General features: G+C 66.7%; 17 protein-coding genes. 13 read left to right on the top strand and 4 right to left on the bottom strand.

Going from position 1 to position 20,954, the window contains the following annotated elements; translation table 11 throughout:
• Positions 1-19 precede the first annotated feature (19 nt).
• From ABHF91_RS14510 to tldD, 13 genes are all read left to right on the top strand, one after another.
• A complete protein-coding gene (locus ABHF91_RS14510; RefSeq protein WP_409420967.1) occupies positions 20-511 on the top strand; it encodes a prepilin-type N-terminal cleavage/methylation domain-containing protein in 492 nt (163 codons plus the stop codon).
• Positions 501-1,091, top strand: coding sequence for a prepilin-type N-terminal cleavage/methylation domain-containing protein (locus tag ABHF91_RS14505; RefSeq protein ID WP_409420966.1), 591 nt, complete (start codon positions 501-503; stop codon positions 1,089-1,091). Before ABHF91_RS14510 ends, ABHF91_RS14505 begins: the two co-directional genes overlap by 11 nt.
• Positions 1,091-1,903: a prepilin-type N-terminal cleavage/methylation domain-containing protein gene (locus ABHF91_RS14500; RefSeq protein WP_409420965.1), complete on the top strand. Its 813-nt coding sequence runs from the start codon at positions 1,091-1,093 to the stop codon at positions 1,901-1,903. The genes ABHF91_RS14505 and ABHF91_RS14500 overlap by 1 nt, the downstream gene beginning before the upstream one ends.
• Positions 1,893-2,321, top strand: a complete 429-nt coding sequence (locus tag ABHF91_RS14495; RefSeq protein ID WP_409420964.1) for a hypothetical protein — start codon at positions 1,893-1,895, stop codon at positions 2,319-2,321. The genes ABHF91_RS14500 and ABHF91_RS14495 overlap by 11 nt, the downstream gene beginning before the upstream one ends.
• Entirely contained in the window at positions 2,318-6,031 is a 3,714-nt protein-coding gene (locus tag ABHF91_RS14490; protein WP_409420963.1) for a DUF6701 domain-containing protein, read from the top strand. The genes ABHF91_RS14495 and ABHF91_RS14490 overlap by 4 nt, the downstream gene beginning before the upstream one ends.
• Positions 6,032-6,154: 123 nt before the next feature.
• On the top strand, positions 6,155-7,198 hold the full coding sequence (locus ABHF91_RS14485) for a rod shape-determining protein (RefSeq protein WP_345015119.1): 1,044 nt from the start codon (positions 6,155-6,157) through the stop codon (positions 7,196-7,198).
• A 45-nt stretch (positions 7,199-7,243) separates the two neighbouring features.
• Positions 7,244-8,146, top strand: coding sequence for a rod shape-determining protein MreC (mreC, locus tag ABHF91_RS14480; RefSeq protein WP_409420962.1), 903 nt, complete (start codon positions 7,244-7,246; stop codon positions 8,144-8,146).
• Positions 8,143-8,628, top strand: a complete 486-nt coding sequence (mreD, locus tag ABHF91_RS14475) for a rod shape-determining protein MreD (RefSeq protein WP_345015123.1) — start codon at positions 8,143-8,145, stop codon at positions 8,626-8,628. The genes mreC and mreD overlap by 4 nt, the downstream gene beginning before the upstream one ends.
• A 4-nt stretch (positions 8,629-8,632) precedes the next feature.
• Positions 8,633-9,220 carry a Maf family protein gene (locus ABHF91_RS14470; protein ID WP_409420961.1) on the top strand — a complete coding sequence of 196 codons (588 nt, stop codon included), beginning with the start codon at positions 8,633-8,635 and terminating at the stop codon, positions 9,218-9,220.
• Between the two features lie 18 nt (positions 9,221-9,238).
• Positions 9,239-10,708: a ribonuclease G gene (rng, locus tag ABHF91_RS14465; RefSeq protein WP_409420960.1), complete on the top strand. Its 1,470-nt coding sequence runs from the start codon at positions 9,239-9,241 to the stop codon at positions 10,706-10,708.
• Positions 10,709-14,512 (top strand): YhdP family protein, encoded by a 3,804-nt coding sequence (locus ABHF91_RS14460; protein ID WP_409420959.1) that lies wholly within the window; start codon positions 10,709-10,711, stop codon positions 14,510-14,512.
• Positions 14,513-14,514: 2 nt separating this feature from the next.
• Positions 14,515-15,345, top strand: coding sequence for a carbon-nitrogen hydrolase family protein (locus tag ABHF91_RS14455; protein WP_409420958.1), 831 nt, complete (start codon positions 14,515-14,517; stop codon positions 15,343-15,345).
• Positions 15,336-16,781, top strand: coding sequence for a metalloprotease TldD (gene tldD, locus ABHF91_RS14450; protein WP_409420957.1), 1,446 nt, complete (start codon positions 15,336-15,338; stop codon positions 16,779-16,781). The genes ABHF91_RS14455 and tldD overlap by 10 nt, the downstream gene beginning before the upstream one ends.
• Here tldD and ABHF91_RS14445 read toward each other — a convergent pair.
• Genes ABHF91_RS14445 through ABHF91_RS14430 form a run of 4 tightly spaced genes read right to left on the bottom strand, consistent with a single transcriptional unit; the run spans position 16,778 to position 20,945 of the window.
• Positions 16,778-18,709, bottom strand: coding sequence for a DUF3488 and DUF4129 domain-containing transglutaminase family protein (locus ABHF91_RS14445; protein WP_409420956.1), 1,932 nt, complete (start codon positions 18,707-18,709; stop codon positions 16,778-16,780). The genes tldD and ABHF91_RS14445 overlap by 4 nt on opposite strands.
• Positions 18,706-19,653: a DUF58 domain-containing protein gene (locus ABHF91_RS14440; RefSeq protein ID WP_409420955.1), complete on the bottom strand. Its 948-nt coding sequence runs from the start codon at positions 19,651-19,653 to the stop codon at positions 18,706-18,708. Before ABHF91_RS14440 ends, ABHF91_RS14445 begins: the two co-directional genes overlap by 4 nt.
• Complete coding sequence (locus tag ABHF91_RS14435) at positions 19,650-20,558, bottom strand: AAA family ATPase (protein ID WP_409420954.1); 909 nt, start codon at positions 20,556-20,558, stop codon at positions 19,650-19,652. Before ABHF91_RS14435 ends, ABHF91_RS14440 begins: the two co-directional genes overlap by 4 nt.
• A 54-nt stretch (positions 20,559-20,612) precedes the next feature.
• The gene (locus tag ABHF91_RS14430) at positions 20,613-20,945 is read right to left on the bottom strand and encodes a rhodanese-like domain-containing protein (protein ID WP_409420953.1); all 333 of its coding nucleotides are present in this window, start codon (positions 20,943-20,945) and stop codon (positions 20,613-20,615) included.
• Between the last annotated feature and the right edge of the window lie 9 nt (positions 20,946-20,954).

The raw sequence follows: 20,954 nt of genomic DNA, 5'->3' as shown, positions 1-20,954 counted from the left end.
GTTTTATTTAAGGGGGCACATGGGACGGGCAAGGGGCTTTACCCTGGTGGAGCTGGTGACGGTGCTGGTGCTGGTGGGGGTGCTGGCGGTGACAGTGCTGCCGCGCTTTCTCACCCGGGGTGGCTTTGACGAGGTGATCTACCGGGATCGCCTGGCCGCCCTGCTGCAGCAGGCGCAGCTGATGGCCATGTCCCGGGCCAGCCAGTGCAGCACATTGCTGTTCGAGACCCATCGTTTCGGCATTCCCCGCCAGGATCCCGCCCAGACCAGCTGCGACGCCAGCCTGCCGGGGGCGGGGGAGGCCTATGCCAGCCCTTCTTTGGGTATAGCGGCGGATGAGGCGGTGGACACGGTGACGCTCTCCGCGCCAACGCAGCTGAGTTTTGACTACTGGGGGCGCCCACTGGACGCCAGCGGCACGGCCTATGGCAGCCAGCTGGTGATCGGCATCCAGGGCGAGACGAGTCTGAAACTCTGTATCGAAACCCAGGGGTATATCCATGTCTGCTAAGGGCGCGCAGGGCTTCACCTTGCTGGAGCTGGTGGTGGGCATGGTATTGCTGGCCCTGGCCCTGGTTCTCATCACCGGCGTCTTGGCGCCCCTGGTGAGCCAGCAGCGGGAGCCACTGTATCAGGTGCGTGCCGCCGAACTGGCCCAGGCCCTGCTGGGGGAGATTGCCGGCCGCAGCTTCGATGAAAATAGCGATCGCAGCGGCCTCACCAGCAACAACCGTTATCCCTACTGTGGTGCCATCAGCCTCACCGAGCTGGAAGAGAGCAGTGGCGACTGCACGGACCCAGACGATTACGGCCCGGACAGCGAAAGCTACAGTCAGTTTGATGACGTGGATGACTTCAATGCCTACTGCCCCAGCCTGGGGGGGAGCGCCATCAGCGGGGATGCCTACGCCAGCCTGCGCGGCCTGGATCCCACCCTGTATGCCCACTTCAGCCTCACCGTCTGCGTCAGCAATGCCCCCCAATGGCAGGAGGGGAGCAGCCGCACCGATCTGGCCAAGCGCTACCGGGTGACGGTGACCACCCCCAGCGGCGAGGCGTTGCCCTTCACCGGTTATCGGAGCAACTACTGATGCGGTCACGCGGCTTTACCCTGGTGGAACTGGTGGTGGTGATAGTGGTGCTGGGCATCGTCTCCGTGTTGGTGAGCCAGTTTCTGGGGACCGGCACCCTGCTGTACCGGGACAGTGCCGAGCAGCAGCGGCGCTTGGCGGAGGGGCGCTTCGTGCTGGAGCGGCTGGCTCGGGAGTTGGCGGATGCCCATCCCATGAGCCTGCGGCTGCACGACAGCGGCACCAGCCTGGCGGCCTGCGTGGAGTATGTGCCCCTGCGGGGGGCGGGGGGCTATCTGGGCTGGGTGGCCGGCCGCAGCAGCCTGAGCCTGGTGTCGGGGGATGACTTTCAGGACAGCTCGGCGGCGGCCCTGCAGGTGGGGCGGCGGCTGTCGGTGGATACCCTGAGCACGGCGGATTTCTACCAGTCCAGCCTGACGGCGGCCAGCGGTAGCCTGGCCACCCTCACCAGCGTGACCCTGCCCAGCGATCCGGACTCGGATCCCCTGGCCAGCGTCAGTCTGTCCCGGCCCCTGGCGCAGGACTCCAGCGGCCGCCGCTATCTGGTGCTGGCTGACAGTCCGGTGGCTTGGTGCCGGCAGGGCACCTCCCTGTATCGCTATGCCGATTACGCTTGGGGCTGGGATTGGAGCCTGAGGGTGCCGACCGGCGGCGTCTTGATGGCCCAGGATCTGGGGTCGGCCAGCGGCTTTGCCCTGACGGCGCCCTCCTTGCAGGCCAATACCCAGTTGGATGTGGTGCTCTCCCTGACCCTGGGGGATGGCAACGCCTTGCTGCTCAATCGACGATTGCAGGTGAATCATGTGCCCTGATGGACGGATCCGCCGCCAGCGCGGCAGCATGCTGGTGATCGCCCTGGCGGTCATGGTGATCCTGGGCCTGTTGGCGGTGGCCCTGACCCGGCTGCTGGGCAACGCCAGCGACAGCCTGGCCTATGAGGTGTTGTCGGTGCGCGCCCAGTCGTTGGCCCAGTCGGGCATGGATCAGCGTCTGTACTGGGTGCTGCGGCGAGGGGTCTGTGCCAGTGGCGAGGCGGATTCGGCCAGCGGCAGCCAGAGCCTGAGTGAGAGTGGCCTGACCGGCTGTACCTTAAGCTGGTCCTGCCGCCATCTGAGCCTGACGGATGAGGACGGCAGCCCAGTGGAGTATTACTGGTTGCAGACCCAGGGCCAGTGCGGCAACGCCCAGCTGCAGGTGAGCCGGCAGAGCAGCAGCGAGGTGAGATTATGAGACTAGGCTGGCTGTTTGGCCTCGTTGTGTTGCTGCTTAGCCTGAGCGCCCGGGCCGATATCCTGCTGGATGGCGCCTACACCCTGGGGGATAACAGCACAGATGCGTTGCGGCCCACTCAGCTGCTGACCACCAGCAACGGCAGCTATGTGCCCGTCTATCCCTTGTATCTGACCCTCAGTCAGGCGGTGAGTCTGACCGGCGCGACCTTGAATGATGCCGCTGGGCTGGAGGCCGGCGCCAGTCTGGTGATCTGGGACAGCAGCGGCAACTTGGTGGTGAACAGCCAGGCCAGCGACAGCAGCCCGGCAAGCTTCTCGTTTAGTCAGACCCTGCCTGCGGGGGAGTATCGGCTGGCGGTCTGGGGGCAGTGCTATTCCGGTAGTCAGCACACGCGTTTCAACGCCAGTTGTTCTGATTGGGATGATTTTTCCTTCTCCTCCATCAGCTTGCTGGGGGGTAGCAGCACCTACCAGCATCTGACGGCCCGCCAGCATATCGGCGATAGCAGCGAGCAGAGCGGTCAGGATCGTTGGTATCCGGACTCACCCAGCGGCAGTCAGGTCAGTTACAGCATCACTCTGAGCCAGCAGAGCACGCTGGCCAGTCTGCAGTTCTACCGCTTGCGGGACTGGGCCTTCAGCAACATTTCAGCCTGGAAGCTGACGGCCAGCGGCAGCAGCACAGTGTTGGCCTCCGGCTATTTTACCGGCGATGGCGATCCCAGCTGGAGTCCGGCGCTGACCCTGGCGGCCGGCAGCTATGTGCTGACGGTCAGTACGGCAGATCAATATGGCTCGACCACGGCGGGCCGGGATCAGGATGATATCAGCTGGGATCAGGTGACCCTGCAGTGGGTGGCTGTGACGACCACCGCGACGTCCATCTGCTCGCCGTTTCCCGGTCCGGTGCAGAGCAAGGAGGCCGGCGGCGGGCTGTGGAATGACGGTACCATCTACGCCAATCAGGGGGATGCGATCCGCTTTCCCTCCATCGGCGGCAATTCGAAAAAATACTATTGTCCAAGCAGTAGCAGCACTTGTACCTTGCTGTACACCTACGTGGATCCCCTGACCCTGGCGACCTTTCCCTCCACCTCGGGGGAAAATATCAACGTTAATGGTACCAAGAGCCTGACCGGCTCAGAGTACGGCGCGATCCAGGTCAACAGCAATGGTAAGTTGACCCTGGCGCCCAGCCAGTTTCCCGCCACCATCGACAGCCTGAATATCGACGGCACCATCTCTATTGCGCCCGGTGAGTACTGGATCCGCAACCTGCAGATGAACAGCGGCAGTTTCTATGTCTCAGGAAGCGGGGATGTGTTGCTGTACGTCAAGGCCAACATGACCCTCAACCAATCCTTGCCCACGACGGTCTCGACAGGTCAGCGGGTGGTGGTGATTGCCTACGATCAGGTCACCATCAACAACGGCACCCTCACCGCCGGTCTCTACAGCGACAACGGCACAGTGTCGGTCAACGGTAAGATCATTGGTCCCGTGACCGTGGGGGATTATCTGCAGCTCAATGGTTCCGGGGTGATCGATGCCCGTGACTGGGAGGATTACGCGGATATCAGTGCCGGGGAGTGCAGCAGTGGCAGCAGCGTGGACCACTACGAGCTGCATTACCCGGCCAGTGCCCTGACCTGTGAGCCGGCAGAGGTGACGGTGAAGGCCTGCAGCGACGATGCCTGTACCCTGTCCAGCAATGTCAGCGAGGTGACCCTGTCCCCCAGCTCGGGCTGGAGCGATGCTTCTCCCAGCTTTACCGGCAGCACCGCGGTAACCCTGAGCCACAGCACGGCGGAGAGTGTGACGCTGGGGATCACGGATGCGTCACCCACCGCCAGCAACAGTTTGCGCTGCTACAAAGACGGGGTGCTGGACAGCAGCTGCAGCATGAGCTTTGTGGACGTGGCCTATCAATTCGATGTGCCGGATTTCTACGCCGGGGCCGGCAGTGGCAGCGTCAGCCTCCAGGCGGTACAAAGCAGCGGCGGCAGCAGCCCGGTCTGTTTGCCGCTGCTGCAGAACCAGACGGTGCCGGTCACCTTCACCCAGCAGTACAGCTACCCCAGCACCGGCTCAAGCTCGCTGAGTATCAATGATACTGCCCTGAGCGAGGCCAGCAGCCAGAACCTGAGCTTTGATGCCAGCGGCGTGGCCAGCCTGACGGTGGCTTACCCGGATGCCGGCGTCATGGGGTTGACAGCCACCAGCAGCCTGGAGACCGACGACGGCACCCTGACCCTCACTGGCACGGACAGTTTCGTGGTGCTGCCCCAGGTCATTCGCCTGACGGTGCCCGACGCCCCCAGCTGCAGCGGCAGCACGGATGCCGCCTTGGCCGCCTGTGAGGCCTTCACCGCGGTGGACAGTGGCTTCACCTTGCGGGCCCAGGCCGGCTACTGGCAGGACGGCAGCTTCGTGCTGACCCCCAACTTTGCCACCGGCAGCAGTGGCCAGGTGGCCAGCAGTGCCCTCTCCTGGCAGCACGAACTGCTGGCGCCGAGCCAGGGCAGTGCGCCCAGCCAGCCCAGCAGCACCCTGAGCCTCACCGGCGGCACCCTGGATCTCACCACCAGCATGGCGGATGTGGGGGTGTACCGTTACCGGGTGCCCAGCTTCATCCCCTATGCCGGCTACCAGAGCGACAGCCTGCCGGTGCCCATGGCGAGCCTGACCGAGAGTCGGATCTACAGCGATCCCGTGGGGCGTTTCATTCCGGTGAAGCTGCTGGCGGTGGCCCAACGACAGGGCGTCTTGGAGCAGACCTGCGAAGCCACCGATGACGGTGACAGTGCCGGCTTCAGCTACCTGGGCCAGGCCCTCACCTATGCCAGCGGTCTCGCCAGCCAGTTCGATGTCTATGGCCTCAATGCCAGCGGGGAGACCATCAACAACTACTTGGGAGACTTCGCCAAGATAGCGGCCGATGACGCCTATCCGGATGCCGACAACTGGAGCGCGGCCAGCAGCAATGCGGCCAGCGACGGCGGCACATTGGCGGTGGTGCTGGGCTGGGAGTCCGGCAGCTGGGCCATCGCCGGCAGCAGTGCCGCCAGTGCCGGCTTGCCTACCTTCAGCTGGAGCGAGGCGAGCACCCTGGCCTATGACAAGTCCGATGCCAGCGCCGCCACCCTGGCCCTGGTGGCGCCCTTTACCCCCGAGTTGGCATTGACCCTGTCAGATCTGACGGACAGCGATGGGGTGCGGCAGTCCGGCAGCCTGACCCTGAGCCCCACGGCGCCGGAAACCCGTTACGGACGGTTGCTGGCCACCAGCGTCTACGGCGCCCCCAGCGCGGATCTGACCCTGCCGCTGTACCTGCAGTATTGGAGCGGCAGCCGCTTTGTCACCGCCGAGGATGACAGCTGTTCTGTGCTGCCGGCGGCGGATCTGCGGCTCAACGACCTGGCGCCGGCCAACTGGTCGGCGGTGCCGCTGCTGGATAACAGCGATGGCGCCAGCAGCGCCGTGACGCCCCGAGACAGCCTGACGGCGGTGGCCGGTCGTCTGCCCCTGCTGTTTGCTGCCCCCGGTGGCGAGGGCTATGTGCCGGTGACGGCCCAGAGCGTGCCCCTGTGGTGGCAGCATGTCTGGACCAGTGGCACCTTGAGCGGTTTCCCGCCGGGCAAGGCAGCCTTTGGTCTGTATAAGGGACACGAACGGGTCATCTACCGGCGGGAGATCACCACCCCCTGATGGGGTATCACGAAACCGGCCACTTGAGGCCAGGCGGCGTCCCGCCTGGCTTGCCCTCTGGAGCGGGGGTTGGTAAAGTGAGCCGGTTTTTCGCACTTCCACTTTCCAGGATCCCCCGCAACCATGTTCAAGAAACTCAGAGGTCTTTTTTCCAACGATCTGTCGATCGACTTGGGTACCGCCAACACCCTGATCTACGTGAAGGGTAAAGGCATTGTGTTGAACGAGCCCTCTGTGGTCGCCATCCGCCAGGAGCGGGGCGGCAGTGCCAAGTCCGTTGCGGCGGTGGGCCATGCGGCCAAGCTGATGCTGGGGCGTACCCCCGGCAACATCGCCGCCATCCGGCCCATGAAGGACGGGGTGATCGCCGACTTCTCCGTCACCGAGAAGATGCTGCAGCACTTCATCAAGCAGGTGCACGAGAACAATTTCCTGCGCCCCAGCCCCCGCGTGCTGGTGTGTGTTCCCTGCGGCTCCACCCAGGTAGAGCGTCGTGCCATCAAGGAATCCGCTCAGGGCGCCGGCGCCCGTGAGGTGTACCTGATCGACGAACCCATGGCCGCCGCCATCGGTGCCGGCCTGCCGGTCTCCGAAGCCACCGGCTCCATGGTGGTGGACATCGGTGGCGGGACCACCGAAGTGGCCATCATCTCCCTGAACGGCGTGGTCTACTCCTCCTCCGTGCGCATCGGTGGCGACAAGTTTGACGAAGCCATCATCAGCTATGTGCGTCGCAACTACGGCAGCCTGATCGGTGAGGCCACCGCCGAGCGCATCAAGCACGAGATCGGCTCTGCCTATCCCGGCGACGAGGTGCGCGAGATCGAGGTGCGCGGTCGTAACCTGGCCGAAGGGGTACCCCGCAGCTTCACCCTCAACTCCAACGAGATCCTGGAGGCCCTGCAAGAGCCGCTGACCGGTATCGTCAGCGCCGTCATGGTGGCCCTGGAACAATCCCCGCCTGAACTGGCTTCCGACATCTCCGAGAAGGGCATGGTGCTCACCGGCGGTGGCGCCCTGCTGCGGGATCTGGATCGTCTGCTGATGGAAGAGACCGGCATCCCTGTGGTGGTGGCCGAGGATCCTCTCACCTGTGTGGCCCGTGGTGGCGGTCGAGCCCTGGAGCTCATCGACATGCACGGTGGCGACCTGTTCCACTACGAATAAGAGCATGACCGGCCCGTCGAGGGCCGGTCTGCTATTGGTGTCTTGATGAAGCCCTTATTTGGCCGTGGCCCGTCTCTCCAGCTGAGACTCTTTTTTACCGTTCTGGTCTCGGTCGCCTGCATCGTGGCCGATGCCCGCTTTCACCTGTTCGACTCCAGCCGGGTCTACATGAACTCCCTGGTCAGCCCGCTCATCTACCTGGCCAACCTGCCCAAACAGCTGGTGGGCGGGGTGCGCACCCAGTTCCGCAGTCGCGAGAGCCTGATGGACGAGAACGATCAGCTGCAACAGCAGCTGTTCCTGGTGCGGGGCGAGTTGTTGCGCCTGCAGCAGCTCACCCAGGAGAACCAGCGACTGCATCAGCTGCTGGGCTCGCCCATCAACCTGGATGCCCGCAAGATGGTGGCCCAGATCATGGCGGTGGACTCGGATCCCTTCGTCCATCAGGTGGTGATCGACAAGGGCACCCTCAATGGCGTCTACGACGGTCAGCCGGTGCTCAACGATCAGGGGGTGGTGGGTCAGGTGCTGAGCGTGGGCAAGACCACCAGCCGGGTGCTGCTGATCACGGATGCCAGCCATGCCCTGCCGGTGCGCATCGCCCGCAACGACATCCGCGCCATCGCCAGCGGTACCGGCAGCATCGACGAGCTGGAGCTGAAGAACATCACCCGCAACGCCGACATTCAGGAGGGGGATCTGCTGGTCACCTCCGGTCTCGGCGGGCGCTTCCCCATGGGCTATCCGGTGGCCCGCATCACCCGTTTCGCCTATGAGGAGGGCAAGCCCTTCGCCGAGGTGAAGGCCAAGCCCCTGGCCGAGCTGGATCGGTTGCGTTACCTCTTGCTGCTGTGGCCGGCGGATCAGGGTAAGCAGCCGATCCTGGCGGCGCCGTCTGCGGCCATGAGTACCGCCTCGGCCGCCACCACCACGGAGGGCTCACCATGACGGTCACAGGACACGGCAAAGGCTCCATCTACCTGACCATACTGGTGGCCATGGTGCTGGCCATCATACCCCTGCCGCCGGCGCTGGATAGCTTCCGCCCCGACTGGGTGATGCTGGTGGTGATCTACTGGGTGCTGGCCTTGCCCCACAGGGTCAATGTGGGCAGCGCCTGGCTGGCGGGCCTGCTGCTGGATATGCTGCTGGGCAGCACCCTAGGGGTGCGCGCCCTGGCGTTGGCCATCATGGCTTATGTGGTGGCCAGCCAGTTCCAGAAGATCCGCAACTTTTCCGTCTGGCAGCAGGCCCTGGTGATGGGCTGCGTCTCCCTGCTTGGGCAGCTGGTGATCTTCTGGGCGGAACACCTGTTTTCGGTGGCCTTCCTGCACTACCGGCTGTTCTGGACCTCCCTGACCACCTGCCTGGTCTGGCCCTGGGTCTACCTGACCCTGCGCCGGATCCGGCGTCGTTATCATATTCGGTGATCCCATGGCACATCTTGCTGTTCCCCTCTATCTGGCCTCCGCCTCTCCCCGGCGTCGCGAGCTGCTAACCCAGCTGGGTTACACCTTCCAGGTGATCAGCGTGCAGGTGCCCGAGGTGCGGGAAGATGGCGAGGCACCGGTGGACTATGTGCAGCGGCTGGCGCAACAGAAGGCGGCGGCCGGTCTGCATGCCTGCGGCGGTCACGGCGCCGTGCTGGGGGCCGACACCATAGTGGTGCTGGGGGAGCGGGTGCTGGAGAAGCCCAAGGACAAGGCGGACGCCCTTGCCATGCTGACGGCCCTCTCCGGTCGGACTCATGTGGTGATGACTGCAGTGGCCCTGGCCAGCCCCCAGGGCATGGCGCTGCGGCTAGTCTGTACGGATGTGACCTTCCGGGCAGTATCCGAGGCCGAGATGCAGGATTATTGGAGCACCGGGGAACCCTGCGACAAGGCAGGTGCCTATGGTATTCAGGGGCGGGCCGGTAAGTTCGTCAAACGCATCGAAGGCAGTTACAGTGCCGTGGTGGGGCTGCCCCTGCTGGAAACCGATGAACTGTTGCAGGACCTGCTGCAACAGCAGGCTGGATAAGAAGCAGGATTAGGATCCATGTCCACAGAATTGCTGGTCAACGTCACCCCCTCCGAAACCCGGGTCGCCCTGGTGGATCACGGCATGCTGCAGGAGGTGCACATAGAGCGCCAGGCCAAGCGCGGGATCGTCGGCAACATCTACAAGGGCAAGATCAGCCGGGTGTTGCCGGGCATGCAGGCCGCCTTCGTGGACATCGGCATGGACAAGGCCGCCTTCCTGCACGCCTCGGACATAGTGCCCCACACCGAGTGTGTGGACGTGCAGGAGAAGCATCACTTCCAGGCCCGCAACATCGCCGAGCTGGTGCGCCAGGGCCAGGACATCATGGTGCAGGTGGTGAAAGATCCCATCAGCACCAAGGGCGCCCGCCTCACCACCGACATCACCTTGCCCTCCCGCTACCTGGTGTTCATGCCCGGCAGCGCCCACGTGGGGGTCTCCCAGCGCATCGAGTCCGAGGAGGAGCGGGAGCGGCTGAAGAACATCGTCTCCCAGCACGTGGACGAGCTGGGGGGCTTCATCATCCGCACCGCCGCCGAAGGGGTGGGGGAGCGGGAGCTGGAGCAGGACACCGTCTTCTTGAAGCGGTTGTGGCGCAAGGTGCTGGAGCGCCGCGGCAAGTACAAGCCCTGTAGCGTGCTGTACGAGGATCTGAGCCTGGCGTTTCGCATCCTGCGGGACTTTGTCGGCACCGAGCTGGACCGGATCCGGGTGGACTCCCGCCTGACCTTCGAGCAGCTCAAGCAGTTCACCGAGGAGTTTGTCCCCGAGCTCAATCCCAAGCTGGACTACTACTCCGGCGAGTCGCCCATCTTCGACATGTACGACGTGGAGAACGAAATCCAGCGCGCCCTGGAGCGCAAGGTGGAGCTCAAGTCCGGCGGCTACCTGATCCTCGACCAGACCGAGGCCATGACCACGGTGGACATCAACACCGGCGCCTTCGTCGGCCATCGCAACCTGGAAGAGACCATCTTCAACACCAATCTGGAGGCCACCGCCGCCATCGCCCGCCAGCTGCGACTGCGTAACCTGGGGGGCATCATCATCATCGACTTCATCGACATGCAGTCCGAGGACCATCGCCGCCGGGTGCTACAGAGCCTGGAGCAGGCCCTGGCCAAGGACAGAGCCAAGACCAGCGTCAACGGCTTCTCCCAGCTGGGCCTGGTGGAGATGACCCGCAAGCGCACCCGGGAGAGCCTGGAGCACGTGCTGTGCGCCGAGTGTCCCGAATGCAAGGGGCGCGGCCGGGTCAAGACGGTGGAGTCGGTCTGTTTCGAGATACTGCGGGAGGTGCTGCGGGTCAACCGCGCCTACGATGCCGACCGCTTCGTGGTCTACGCCTCCTTGGCGGTGGCCGAAGCCCTGCACGTGGAGGAGTCCCACAGCCTGGCCGAACTGGAAGTGTTCATTGGCAAGGAGGTCAAGGTGCAAGCCGAACCCCTCTACAGCCAGGAACAGTTCGATGTGGTGATGATGTAAGTGCTGCGCCGCCTCGTTTCCCATCTGTGGTGCATGTTGGGGATCGGCTGCCTGGTGCTGGCCCTGCTCATCAGCTGGGCCCGTTTCGGCTTGCCCTATCTGCATAACCAGCGCGATCTGCTGCAAACCTGGATCCAGCAGGCCAGCGGTCAGCCCACCCGACTGGGGGGCCTGACCCTGGCCTGGACTCGCTATGGCCCCACCCTGGCCCTGGAGGATCTGCAGCTGGGGCAGCCTGAGGCCCGCTGGCAACTCACCCTGGACTCTGCCTACCTGCACCTGGATCTGTGGCAGAGCCTGCTGCAGCGGCAATGGGTGCTGGAAGAGTTGGAGCTGGTACGGCCGCGGCTGACCCTGGCCAGCGGCCAGGGGCTGCCGGTGCTGCCGTTGACCGCCGATGGGGCCTCCGGCCCGGATCTCACCCCGCTGCTGCAGCGTCTGCTGGGGGGCTTTGCCGCCTTCTCCCTGCGCCAGGGGCAGTTGCAACTGCAGGGGCGGCTGGCGCCCCTGGCGCGCTTCACCATACCCCAGCTGCACTGGCGCAATCAGGGCGACCGCCATTGGGGTGCCGGTGAGCTGTTGCTGCAGGAGGGGGGCACCCATAACCGCCTGACCCTGCAGGCCGACTTCAGTGGCCCTGCCGCCCATCCCGACCGGCTCGCCGGACAACTCTATCTCAGCTCCCGGCTGCAGGACGCGGGTCTGCTGTCGCGCCTGTTACTCAACCCGCCGGCCGAGGTGCAGGCACAGCTGGACCTGTCCCTCTGGCTGACCCGGCAACCGGGTCAGTGGCAGTCGCTGCTGGTTAAGCTGGGAGAAAACCACCTGGCCTGGCAGCAACAGGGGCAACCGCAACAGCTGGCGGTGCGGGGCGGCCAACTGCAGTGGCTGCGGCTGGCCGACGGCTGGCAGCTGGCCACTCGGGACGTGCAAGTTCACCATGCGGCGGGCTGGCATCCCTGGCAGGCCCAGTTGGACCAGGTGGATGGCCGGTTGCAGGGGCGGCTGGACGATATCGAGCTGGGGGCCCTGCGTCCCCTGCTGGGGCAGTGGTTGCCGGCGGACAGCGGTCCGGGTCGCGCCCTGGCCGGCCTGGCCCCCAACGGCCGGCTGACGGACCTGACCCTGGCTCAGCAGCCTGGTCAGCCCTGGTGGTTCAGTGGCCGGGTGAGCCAACTGCAGTGGCAACAGTGGGCCGCCATGCCGGGGGCCCAGGGGGTGGAACTGGCCTTCGCCGCCAACGATGAGCAGGCGCGCTTTAAGGTGAGCGCCCCGGCCCAGACCCTGCCGGTGGGCGATAACTTCCTGGCGCCCTTGCCCCTGACCCAATTGCAACTGGATGGCGAGCTGCACCGCTTGGGCGATGGCTGGCGGCTGGCGTTCGCCGATCTGGATCTTGGCAGCGGCGCCTTGACCGCCAACGGCCAGGGGGCACTGGATCTGCTGCCGGGTCAGTCCCCCGTGCTGCACCTGGATCTGGGGCTGGATCTGGCGGATGCCGGCCAGGCCTGGCGTTACTATCCGGTGCCGGCCATGGGTCATGAGCTGGTGGCCTACCTCAAGGCGGCCATCCAGGGCGGCCGGGTGCAGGGGGCGCGCCTGCTGTGGGACGGGGCGCCAGCACACTTTCCCTTCCACGATGGCAGCGGCATCTTCCAGGTGGCGGTGCCCTTGCAACAGGCCACCTTCGCCTTCCAGCCTGGCTGGCAGCCCATCCGTGATCTGCAGCTGGATCTCTTGTTCCAGGATGACAGCCTGCGGCTGGCCGGCCAGCAGGCCCGCCTGGGCCAGGTGGCGGTGAGCCGGCTGGATGCCTGGTTCCCCCATCTGTGGCCGGGGCACTCCTTCTTCATCAACGCCGATCTGGCGGGGCCGGGCAGTGGGGTGCGGGATTACCTCAAGCGCTCCCCCCTGGCCGGCAGCGTCGGCGCGGCCCTGAGCCAGGTGCAGGTGGACGGCGATGTCCAGGCCGCCCTGCAGCTGGCCATCCCCTTGGCCCACGCCACCCCCCTGGTGAGCGGTCAGGTGGCCTTCAACAACAATCGGGTGCAGTACGGCGGGCTGACCCTGGAGGGGGCCACCGGCACCCTGCTGTTCAACGACAGCCATACCCGCTTCACCGATCTGCAGGCCAAGCTGTGGGGCCAACCCCTGCGCCTCAGCTACCAGGGGCAGCCCCTGGGACCCGATGGCCGGGACGGCTACGGCGTCACCTTGTCAGCCCAGGGCCGCTGGGCGGGTCAGCAGCTGCCGCTGACCGACACCCTGCGGCAACGGCTGAGCGGCGAGGCCCAGTGGGCCGGCCAGCTGGATCTGACCCTGCACGGCGGCGACTTTGACTACAAGGCCAGCCTGAACAGCGATCTGCAGGGGCTGAGCCTGGCGCTGCCGGCACCCTACCAGAAGGCGGCGGAGTCCACCTGGCCGTTGCGTTTGGCGGCCCGGGGCAATCAGGAGGGCAGCCAGTTGCTGGCCAACCTGAACGAAGATCTGCAGCTGGCGGCCAAGTGGGATGACAAGGCCAGCCTGCAGCGCCTGGCCCTCTCCAACGAGGCGGGCCGCGCCCTGGCCAAGGAGGGGGCGGCACCGTTGGAGGTGACCCTGGCCTGGCCCGAGCTGGAGCTGGCCCCCTGGGCCGGCCTGCTCTCCGGCCTGTCCGGCAGCCTGCCGGATCAGCGCGGCCTGCCGTCGCCGCGCCTGGTGCGCTTGCGCACCGACAGCCTGCTGGTGGGGCAACACTATTTCCACGACGTGGGGATCAAGCTGCAGCACAGCGGGCCGGATATGCTGTGGCAGGTGAGCAGCGATGAGCTGACCGGTCAGCTGCGTCGTCCCCACCAGGCCTCCGAGCCCTGGGAGCTGGAGCTGACCCAGCTGCGCTGGCCGGAGGGTGAACAGGCGGATCTAGAGCCCGAGCCCACACCGGCGCCGGCTCAACAGCAGGCCTGGATCCGCCAGCTGCCCTGGGTGCGCTTGCGTTGCCTGGACTGCCACTATGGCGATCTGGCCCTGGGCCACTTCTCCGGCGAGGTCAAACCCAGCGACAAGGGGGTGGATCTCAAGGATCTGAATTGGCAGCCGGAGCCCGGCAGCCGGTTTACCGGTCAGGGCCACTGGTGGGCCGATGGCCAGCATGCCGAGGTGACGTTGGCGGCGGATCTCAAAACCGACAGCCTGGCGGCCCTGGATAAGAGCCTGGGGATCGCCAGTGGCCTGGAGGGGGCTCCGGCCACCGGCAGCCTGTCCCTGCGCTGGCCCGGTCCCCTGTACGCCCTGGATCTGCCCCATCTGGACGGTAAACTCAGCCTGAAGACCGGGGCCGGCGTGATCCGCCAGGTGGAGAGTACGGGGGCGCGGCTGCTGTCGGTGCTTTCCTTCTCCGCCCTGATCAAGCGCATCAACCTGGATTTTCGTGACATCTTCCAGCAGGGCTTCGCCTTCGACAGCATTCGCACCTCGGCGGAGATCCATCAGGGGGTGCTGCGCAGCCAGGATCTGCGGCTCAAGAGCAGTGCCGGTGAGCTGACCGGCCAAGGCAAGGTGGATCTGGTGGCCGAAACCCTGGATTATCAGATCCAGTTTGCGCCTCAGCTCAGCGGCGGCCTGGCGGCGGCGGCGGCGGTGACCGCCACTCCCATCGCCGGTGTCTACGTGCTGGCCCTCTCCACCCTGCTGGAGCCGGTGATCGATGCCATCACCCAGGTGAAATATCAGGTGAGCGGTCCCTGGCGGGATCCCGTGGTGAAGGAGCTGGAGCGCCAGCAGAAGACCATAGGCCCGGTGCGTACCGGAGGGAGTCGCTGAACATGAAACTGGTTGCCATCCAACTCACATCCGGGGCAGACTGGCCCACCAACCGGGCGGCGATTGCCGCCCAGCTGGCGGCCCTGCCCCCCCAGCGGCCCTGCCTGGTGCTGCTGCCGGAAAACGCCGCCTGCCTGGGGCGCCCCGCCGATTATGCGGCCCTGGCCGAACCTTTGGGGGCGGGGCCGATCCAGGCCCAGCTGGCCCAGTGGGCCCGGGAGTTCGGCATCTGGCTGGTGATGGGCGCCATGCCCATCCAAAGCGACTGCCCGCGGCCCTACACCAGCAGCCTGGTGTATGACGATCAGGGCGTGCGGCGCGGCCACTACCACAAGATCCACCTGTTCGACGTGGATGTGCCGGACGGCCACGGCCGCTATCGGGAGTCTGACAGCTTCAGCGCCGGCAGTGAGCCCGTGGTGGTGCCGTCCCCCTTCGGTGGCCTGGGGCTCTCCATCTGTTACGATGTGCGCTTCCCCGAGCTGTATCGCCGCCTGCGTCAGGCGGGGGCCGATATCCTGCTGGTGCCTGCCGCCTTCACCCAGGTGACGGGCCAGGCCCACTGGCTGCCGTTGCTGCAGGCCCGGGCTATCGAGAATCAGTGCCTGGTGCTGGCCGCCAATCAGTGGGGCCATCACGGGGGTGATCGCCACACCTGGGGGCACAGCCTGATCCTGGATGGCTGGGGCCAGCTGCTGGCCTGCCAGGCCGAGGGAGTGGGGCTGGTCGTGGCCGACCTGCCGTTGGACCATTTGACCGATATCCGCCGCCGGATGCCGGTCCTGCAACATGCCCGCCTGCTGCCGGGCCAAAGAGATGAGCCATGCTGCTGAACAACGTCACCGAGAGTCTGCTGTTACCCCATGAACTGGATGAGGCCATCCTGGCCCGCCTGCTGCGTCAGCTGATGCAGCACAGGGTGGATTTTGGTGACCTTTATTTTCAGAGCAGCTATCACGAGTCCTGGATGCTGGAAGACGGCATCGTCAAGGATGGCAGCTACAACATAGATCAAGGGGTGGGGGTGCGGGCCATCAGCGGCGAGAAGACCGGCTTCGCCTATTCCGATGAGCTCTCCCTCCACGCCCTGAGTCAGTCCGTCATCGCCGCCCGGGGCATCGCCAACGCCGGCGGCGAGGGGCAGATCCAGATCTGGCAGCCCCGCCAGCCCAAGCAGCTGTATTGCACCACGGATCCGCTGGGGACCCTGGATAAGCAGCAGAAGATTGCCCTGCTGGAGCAGATGGACAAGTTTGCCCGTGGCCTGGATCCGGCGGTGAGCCAGGTCATCGTCTCCCTCTCCGGCGTCTACGAGGAGGTGCTGGTGGCGGCCACCGACGGCACGCTGGCGGCGGACATCCGCCCCCTGGTGCGCCTCAACTGCACCGTGCTGGCGGAGCGCAATGGCCGCCGCGAGCGGGGCTCCAGCGGCGGCGGCGGTCGCTTCGGTTATGACTACTTCTTCGACCCCGTGGGGGAGGAGATCCGCGCCCTGGGCTACGTGCGGGAGGCGGTGCGCCAGGCCCTGGTGAACCTGGAGGCGGTGGATGCCCCCGCCGGTGCCATGCCGGTGGTGCTGGGGGCCGGCTGGCCCGGTGTGCTGCTGCACGAGGCGGTGGGCCACGGCCTGGAGGGGGACTTCAACCGCAAGGGCTCGTCGGCCTTCGCCGGCAAGCTGGGCCAGCAGGTGGCCTCCAAGCACTGCACCATAGTGGATGACGGCAGCCTGGCGGGCCGCCGCGGTTCCGTCACCATAGACGACGAGGGCACCCCGGGGCAGTACAACGTGTTGATCGAAAACGGCATCCTCAAGGGCTATCTACAGGACAAGCTCAACGCCCGCCTGATGGGCATGGCCCCCACCGGCAACGGCCGGCGGGAGTCCTACGCCCACCTGCCCATGCCGCGCATGACCAACACCTACATGCTGGCCGGCGAGTATGAGCCCGAGGAGATCATCGCCTCGGTCAAGCAGGGCATCTATGCCCCCAACTTCGGCGGCGGCCAGGTGGATATCACCTCGGGCAAGTTCGTCTTCTCCGCCTCCGAGGCCTACCTCATCGAAAACGGCAAGATCACCACCCCCATCAAGGGTGCGACCCTGATCGGCAACGGTCCCGAGGCCATGGGCCAGGTCTCCATGGTGGGTCGGGATCTGGCGCTGGACGCCGGGGTGGGGGTGTGCGGCAAGGATGGTCAGAGTGTGCCGGTCGGGGTGGGTCAACCGACCCTGAAGCTCGACAGCCTGACGGTGGGCGGCACCCGCTAGCGTCGCCGCACCAGCAGGCGAAGCCGGGCCAGGGTGCCCGGCTTCGTCGTCTTGGCGTAACGCAACTGGCCCAGCAGCTCGGCGATTTCTGTCATGACCTCGGCCTCGGGCCGGGGGATCTGGGTCAGGCGCTGGGCATAGGCCCGCGGGGTCTCACCGGGGGCCGGCCCCACGCCACGCCGGGTCAACTTGCGGCAGGCGCGCCGGTACAGCCGCACCGCTTCGGCCTCGGGGGCGGGGCGGCGTCCCCACCAGAGCCCCAGACTCACCAACCCCGCCAACAGCACACCACCGCCCAGCAGCCAGGCAGCCCGCGCCCAGAGGGATTCGCTGCCCAGCCAGCCCAGCAGGCGGTGCTGCCGGCTCCCATCGTAGTTCACCACCCAGAGGGTCCAGCGGTAATCCAGCTCGGCCAGCCACAGCCGCAGCTCGTTGAGCAGCGGCACCTGGCGGTAGCGCTGCAGGCTGAAGGGATCGGCGGCGAGGAACTCGTCCGCCCCCACCAGCTGGTCCAGCCCCTGTTCCACCCGCTCCGGCGCCACCATGGCGGTGGGATCGAGCCGATGCCAGCTACCCGCCCACCAGGCCTCCACCCAGGCGTGGGCATCGAACTGATACAGGCTGAGGTACCCGGCCTCAGGCTGGTATTCCCCCCCCAGATAGCCGGTCACCAGCCGCGCCGGTATGCCGGCGGCCCGCAGCAAGAAGGCCAGCGTACTGGCGTAATGGGCGCAGAAACCCCGCCGGCTGTCGAACAGGAAGGCATCCACCTGATCGCCGCTCAGGGGCGGCGGGCTCAGGGTATAGGCGAAGGGCGCTTTGCGAAAATAGGCCATGGCCAGGCGCACCAGGCTGGCGTCATCGCCGCTCTGCCGGCGCCAGGAGGCGACCAGGGCGCGGCTGCGGGGATTGCCGGTGGGCAGGGCCAGGTTGAGGCGGCGATCGCCATCGTTCAATGATGGCGGTGGCAGACTGGCGGTAGAAAAACGGACCTGGCGAGGCTGGTTCACCGGCTGCTGCAGGGCCCAGCCCCCCCAGGGGCTCAGGCGCAGATCCTGGGCCTGGCTGGTGGCGGGCCAGAGCACCGGCAGCTGCTGGTTGATGCCGGGCTCCAGCAAGAGATCGTAGCCCGGTCCCTCGGCCAGCGGCCTTGGTGTATCCGGCAACCCGGCCAGCTGGGTCTGCCAGCGGGCGTGTTCGGGGCGGCGGTGCCAGGCCTGGCCGTCAAAGATCTCATGCACCCAGACCCGCCAGTAGCGCTGGGCCGGTGGCGGCCCGTCGAAGCGGGCCCGCAGCACCAGGCGGCTGTCTCGCACCAGCTGGCTGAAGGCCCCCGGTGCCACCGTCTCCGACAGCCCAGTGCTGGCGACCCGGGGATCCGGCATCTTCCACAGGGGGCCCAGGCGGGGCAGCAGCACAAACAGCAGCAGCATCAGGGGCAGGCTCTGCAGCAACAGTAGCAGGGCGAAGCGTCCCTGGGGACGCCAGGGCGCCGGCCGGTAGAGGCTGAGCAGGGCGCCCAGCCCCAGCAGGCACAACAGCAGCAGGTAGCCGCCCATCAGCGGGCCCGTGTGATAGAGCAGGGTGAGGCCGCCCATGAAGAAGAGTGCCAGGGTGTGAAAGCCCAGATCCCGCCGCTGGCGAAACTCCAGGAACTTGAAGGCGCAGCCCAGCACCAGCAGGCCCAACAGGGCGCCCAGCAAGCCCTGACTGCGGGCCTGCAGCGCCAAGGGCAGGGCCGAGACCAGAGCCAGCAGCCCAGGCCAGGGTCTGGGCAGGGGCTTTAAGCGATCCAGGGCCATCAACAGGCGGGCCAGAATGGCGGCGCCGGCGGGCAGCAGCAACCAGGGGCTCAGGCGATCCAGCAGGGGCAGCAGGCCCAGCAGGTAGGCGGCGGCGAGCCAGGGCAGGGCGGGATGGCGGTTCATGGTGTCAGCCCGAAGCGGGCCAGGGCGCTCAGGGCCTGACGGGTCTGCTCGGCCCCGGTATCCGGCGGCAGCTGCCAGTTGGCCAGTTTCAGGCCGAAAGGCTGCTGACGCTGGCTAAGCAGCAGCACCTGATGACACAGCTGGCCCAGGCGCTGCTCCAGATCCGCGCCCTGGGTCTGGGCCAGATCCAGCCACTGGGCCGGCCCCTGGGGGGCATCGAACACCTTGGTCAGCTTGCCGCGGCCCTGGGCTAGTTGGCGCCAGGCCAGGCGGGAGAGGGGGTCGCCCGGCCGATAGGGCCGCAGCTCCGCCAGCTCCTCAGGCGCGGCATGGGTGGCCCGCTGCCGGCTATCCCCCTGGCCGCTGAGGCCGGCCAGCTGCAGGGGGACCGGCACGGGGCGGGGGGCCACCAGGGTCTGCAGTTCCAGATCGAGGTGGGTCCAGCAGCGTAGCAGCCCCAGGGGATACCGGCTCTGCAGGGTGACGCGGCCGGGCGCAAAGAGGCCGCGCCGGCTGGGGGTGAACAGCAGGGTTAGCCGGCCCGCCTGTTCCAGTCGTTCCAGCCGGCTGCCCAGGGCCTGGGGATGGGAGAGTTGCAGGCCCTGCACTGGATGGGGCGCGTCCAGTCCCAGGCCTATGCTCAGGGGACTGTCCACCTGGCCCAGGGGCAGGGGCTCGGCGCGCACCGTCAGCCCCGCCAAGTTGAAGTAGGCGTGCCAGATGCTGGTGACAAACAGGCTTAGCAGCAGCAGGGTCAGGGCCAGGATCAGGTTGTTCTGGTAGTTGGTGCCCAGCACAAACAGCGCCAGGCAGAGCAGCAGGTAACCCAGGCCGAAGCGGCTGGGCAGGATGAAGAGGTTGCCTCGGTGCAGGCGGATGGCGGGGGCCGGCGGGATGCGCCGCGCCAGCCAGCGCTGCCGCCAGTGGCTGAGCCGCCCCGTCATAGTACCGGATCCACCCGCTCCAGCAGCAGCTGGCTGAGGCTGGCCACCGACGGATTTGCCCCATAGGCGCCCCGCAGGCGGTGCTCCGCCACGGCGGGAAACACCGCCTGCAGATCATCCGGCAGCAGATAGTCCCGCCCGGCCAGCAGGGCCCAGGCCCGCCCCGCCGCCAGCAGGCCGCGGCTGGCCCGGGGGGAGAGGGCGTGGGGCAGTTGGGGATCCGCCCGGCTGGCCTGGACCAGGGCCAGCAGATAGTCCAGCGCCGCCGGGCTGGCGTGTACCTGGCTGACCAGGGTTTGCAGCCGACGCAATCCCTCGGCGTCCAGACGGGCGGCCAGTTGGCTCTTGGGGGGCTGCAGCAGCATCTGCCGCTCGGCCTGGGCATCCGGGTAGCCCAGGGTCAGGCGCATCAGGAAGCGATCCAGCTGGGACTCCGGCAGGGGGAAGGTGCCCGTCTGCTCCAGCGGGTTCTGGGTGGCGATGACAAAATAGGGATCCGGCAGCGGTCGGGTCACGCCATCCTGGCTGATCTGTCCCTCGGCCATGGCTTCCAGCAGGGCGCTCTGGGTGCGGGGGCTGCCGCGGTTGATTTCATCCGCCAACAGCACCTGGGTGAACAGGGGGCCGGGGTGAAATGCGAAGGCCTGCTGCTGGGGATCGAAGATGGACAGGCCCAGCAGATCCGCCGGCAGCAGATCGGCGGTGAACTGCACCCGGGCGAAACTCAACCCCAGCACGGAGGCCAGGGCCTGGCTCAGGGAGGTCTTGCCCATGCCCGGCAGATCTTCCAGCAGCAGATGGCCCCGGGCCAGCAGGCAGCACAGGGCCAACCGCAGTACCCGGGGTTTGCCGAGGATGACGGTGTCCAGATCCGCCAGGATCTGGTCAAGGATGGTTTGGGGCATGGGCGCTCCTGCAGGGGATCCAGACTCAAGTATCGCCCAGGGCGCCCCGGCTTGTCAGGGGGTGATGGGTTGCGCCAGCTGTTGGGCGGCCTGTTGCAGGCTGCCCAGGTTTTCCACCTGGCTGAAGCCGGCGGCCTGCAGGGCCTGACGGGCCAGTTCGGCGCGCCGGCCGGTGTGGCAGTACAGGGCGATGGGGGTGGCCTTGTCCAGCTGCTGCTGTTCCAGGCGCGTTACCACCTGCCGGTAATCGATCTGCTGGGCGCCCGCCACATGGCCCTGGGCGTATTCCGCCGGGGTGCGCACATCGATCACCAGGGGGGCGGCCCACAAGGGCGCCACCCAGCACAGCAGGGGGAGGAGTAGCAGGGTACGCAACAGCCTGGTCATGGTGACTCC

The organism is Pseudaeromonas aegiceratis, from assembly GCF_046254905.1.
Lineage (GTDB): Bacteria > Pseudomonadota > Gammaproteobacteria > Enterobacterales > Aeromonadaceae > Pseudaeromonas > Pseudaeromonas aegiceratis.
The sequence above is the reverse complement of the archived record's forward strand: the minus strand, read 5'-3'. Positions and strand labels throughout refer to the sequence as shown.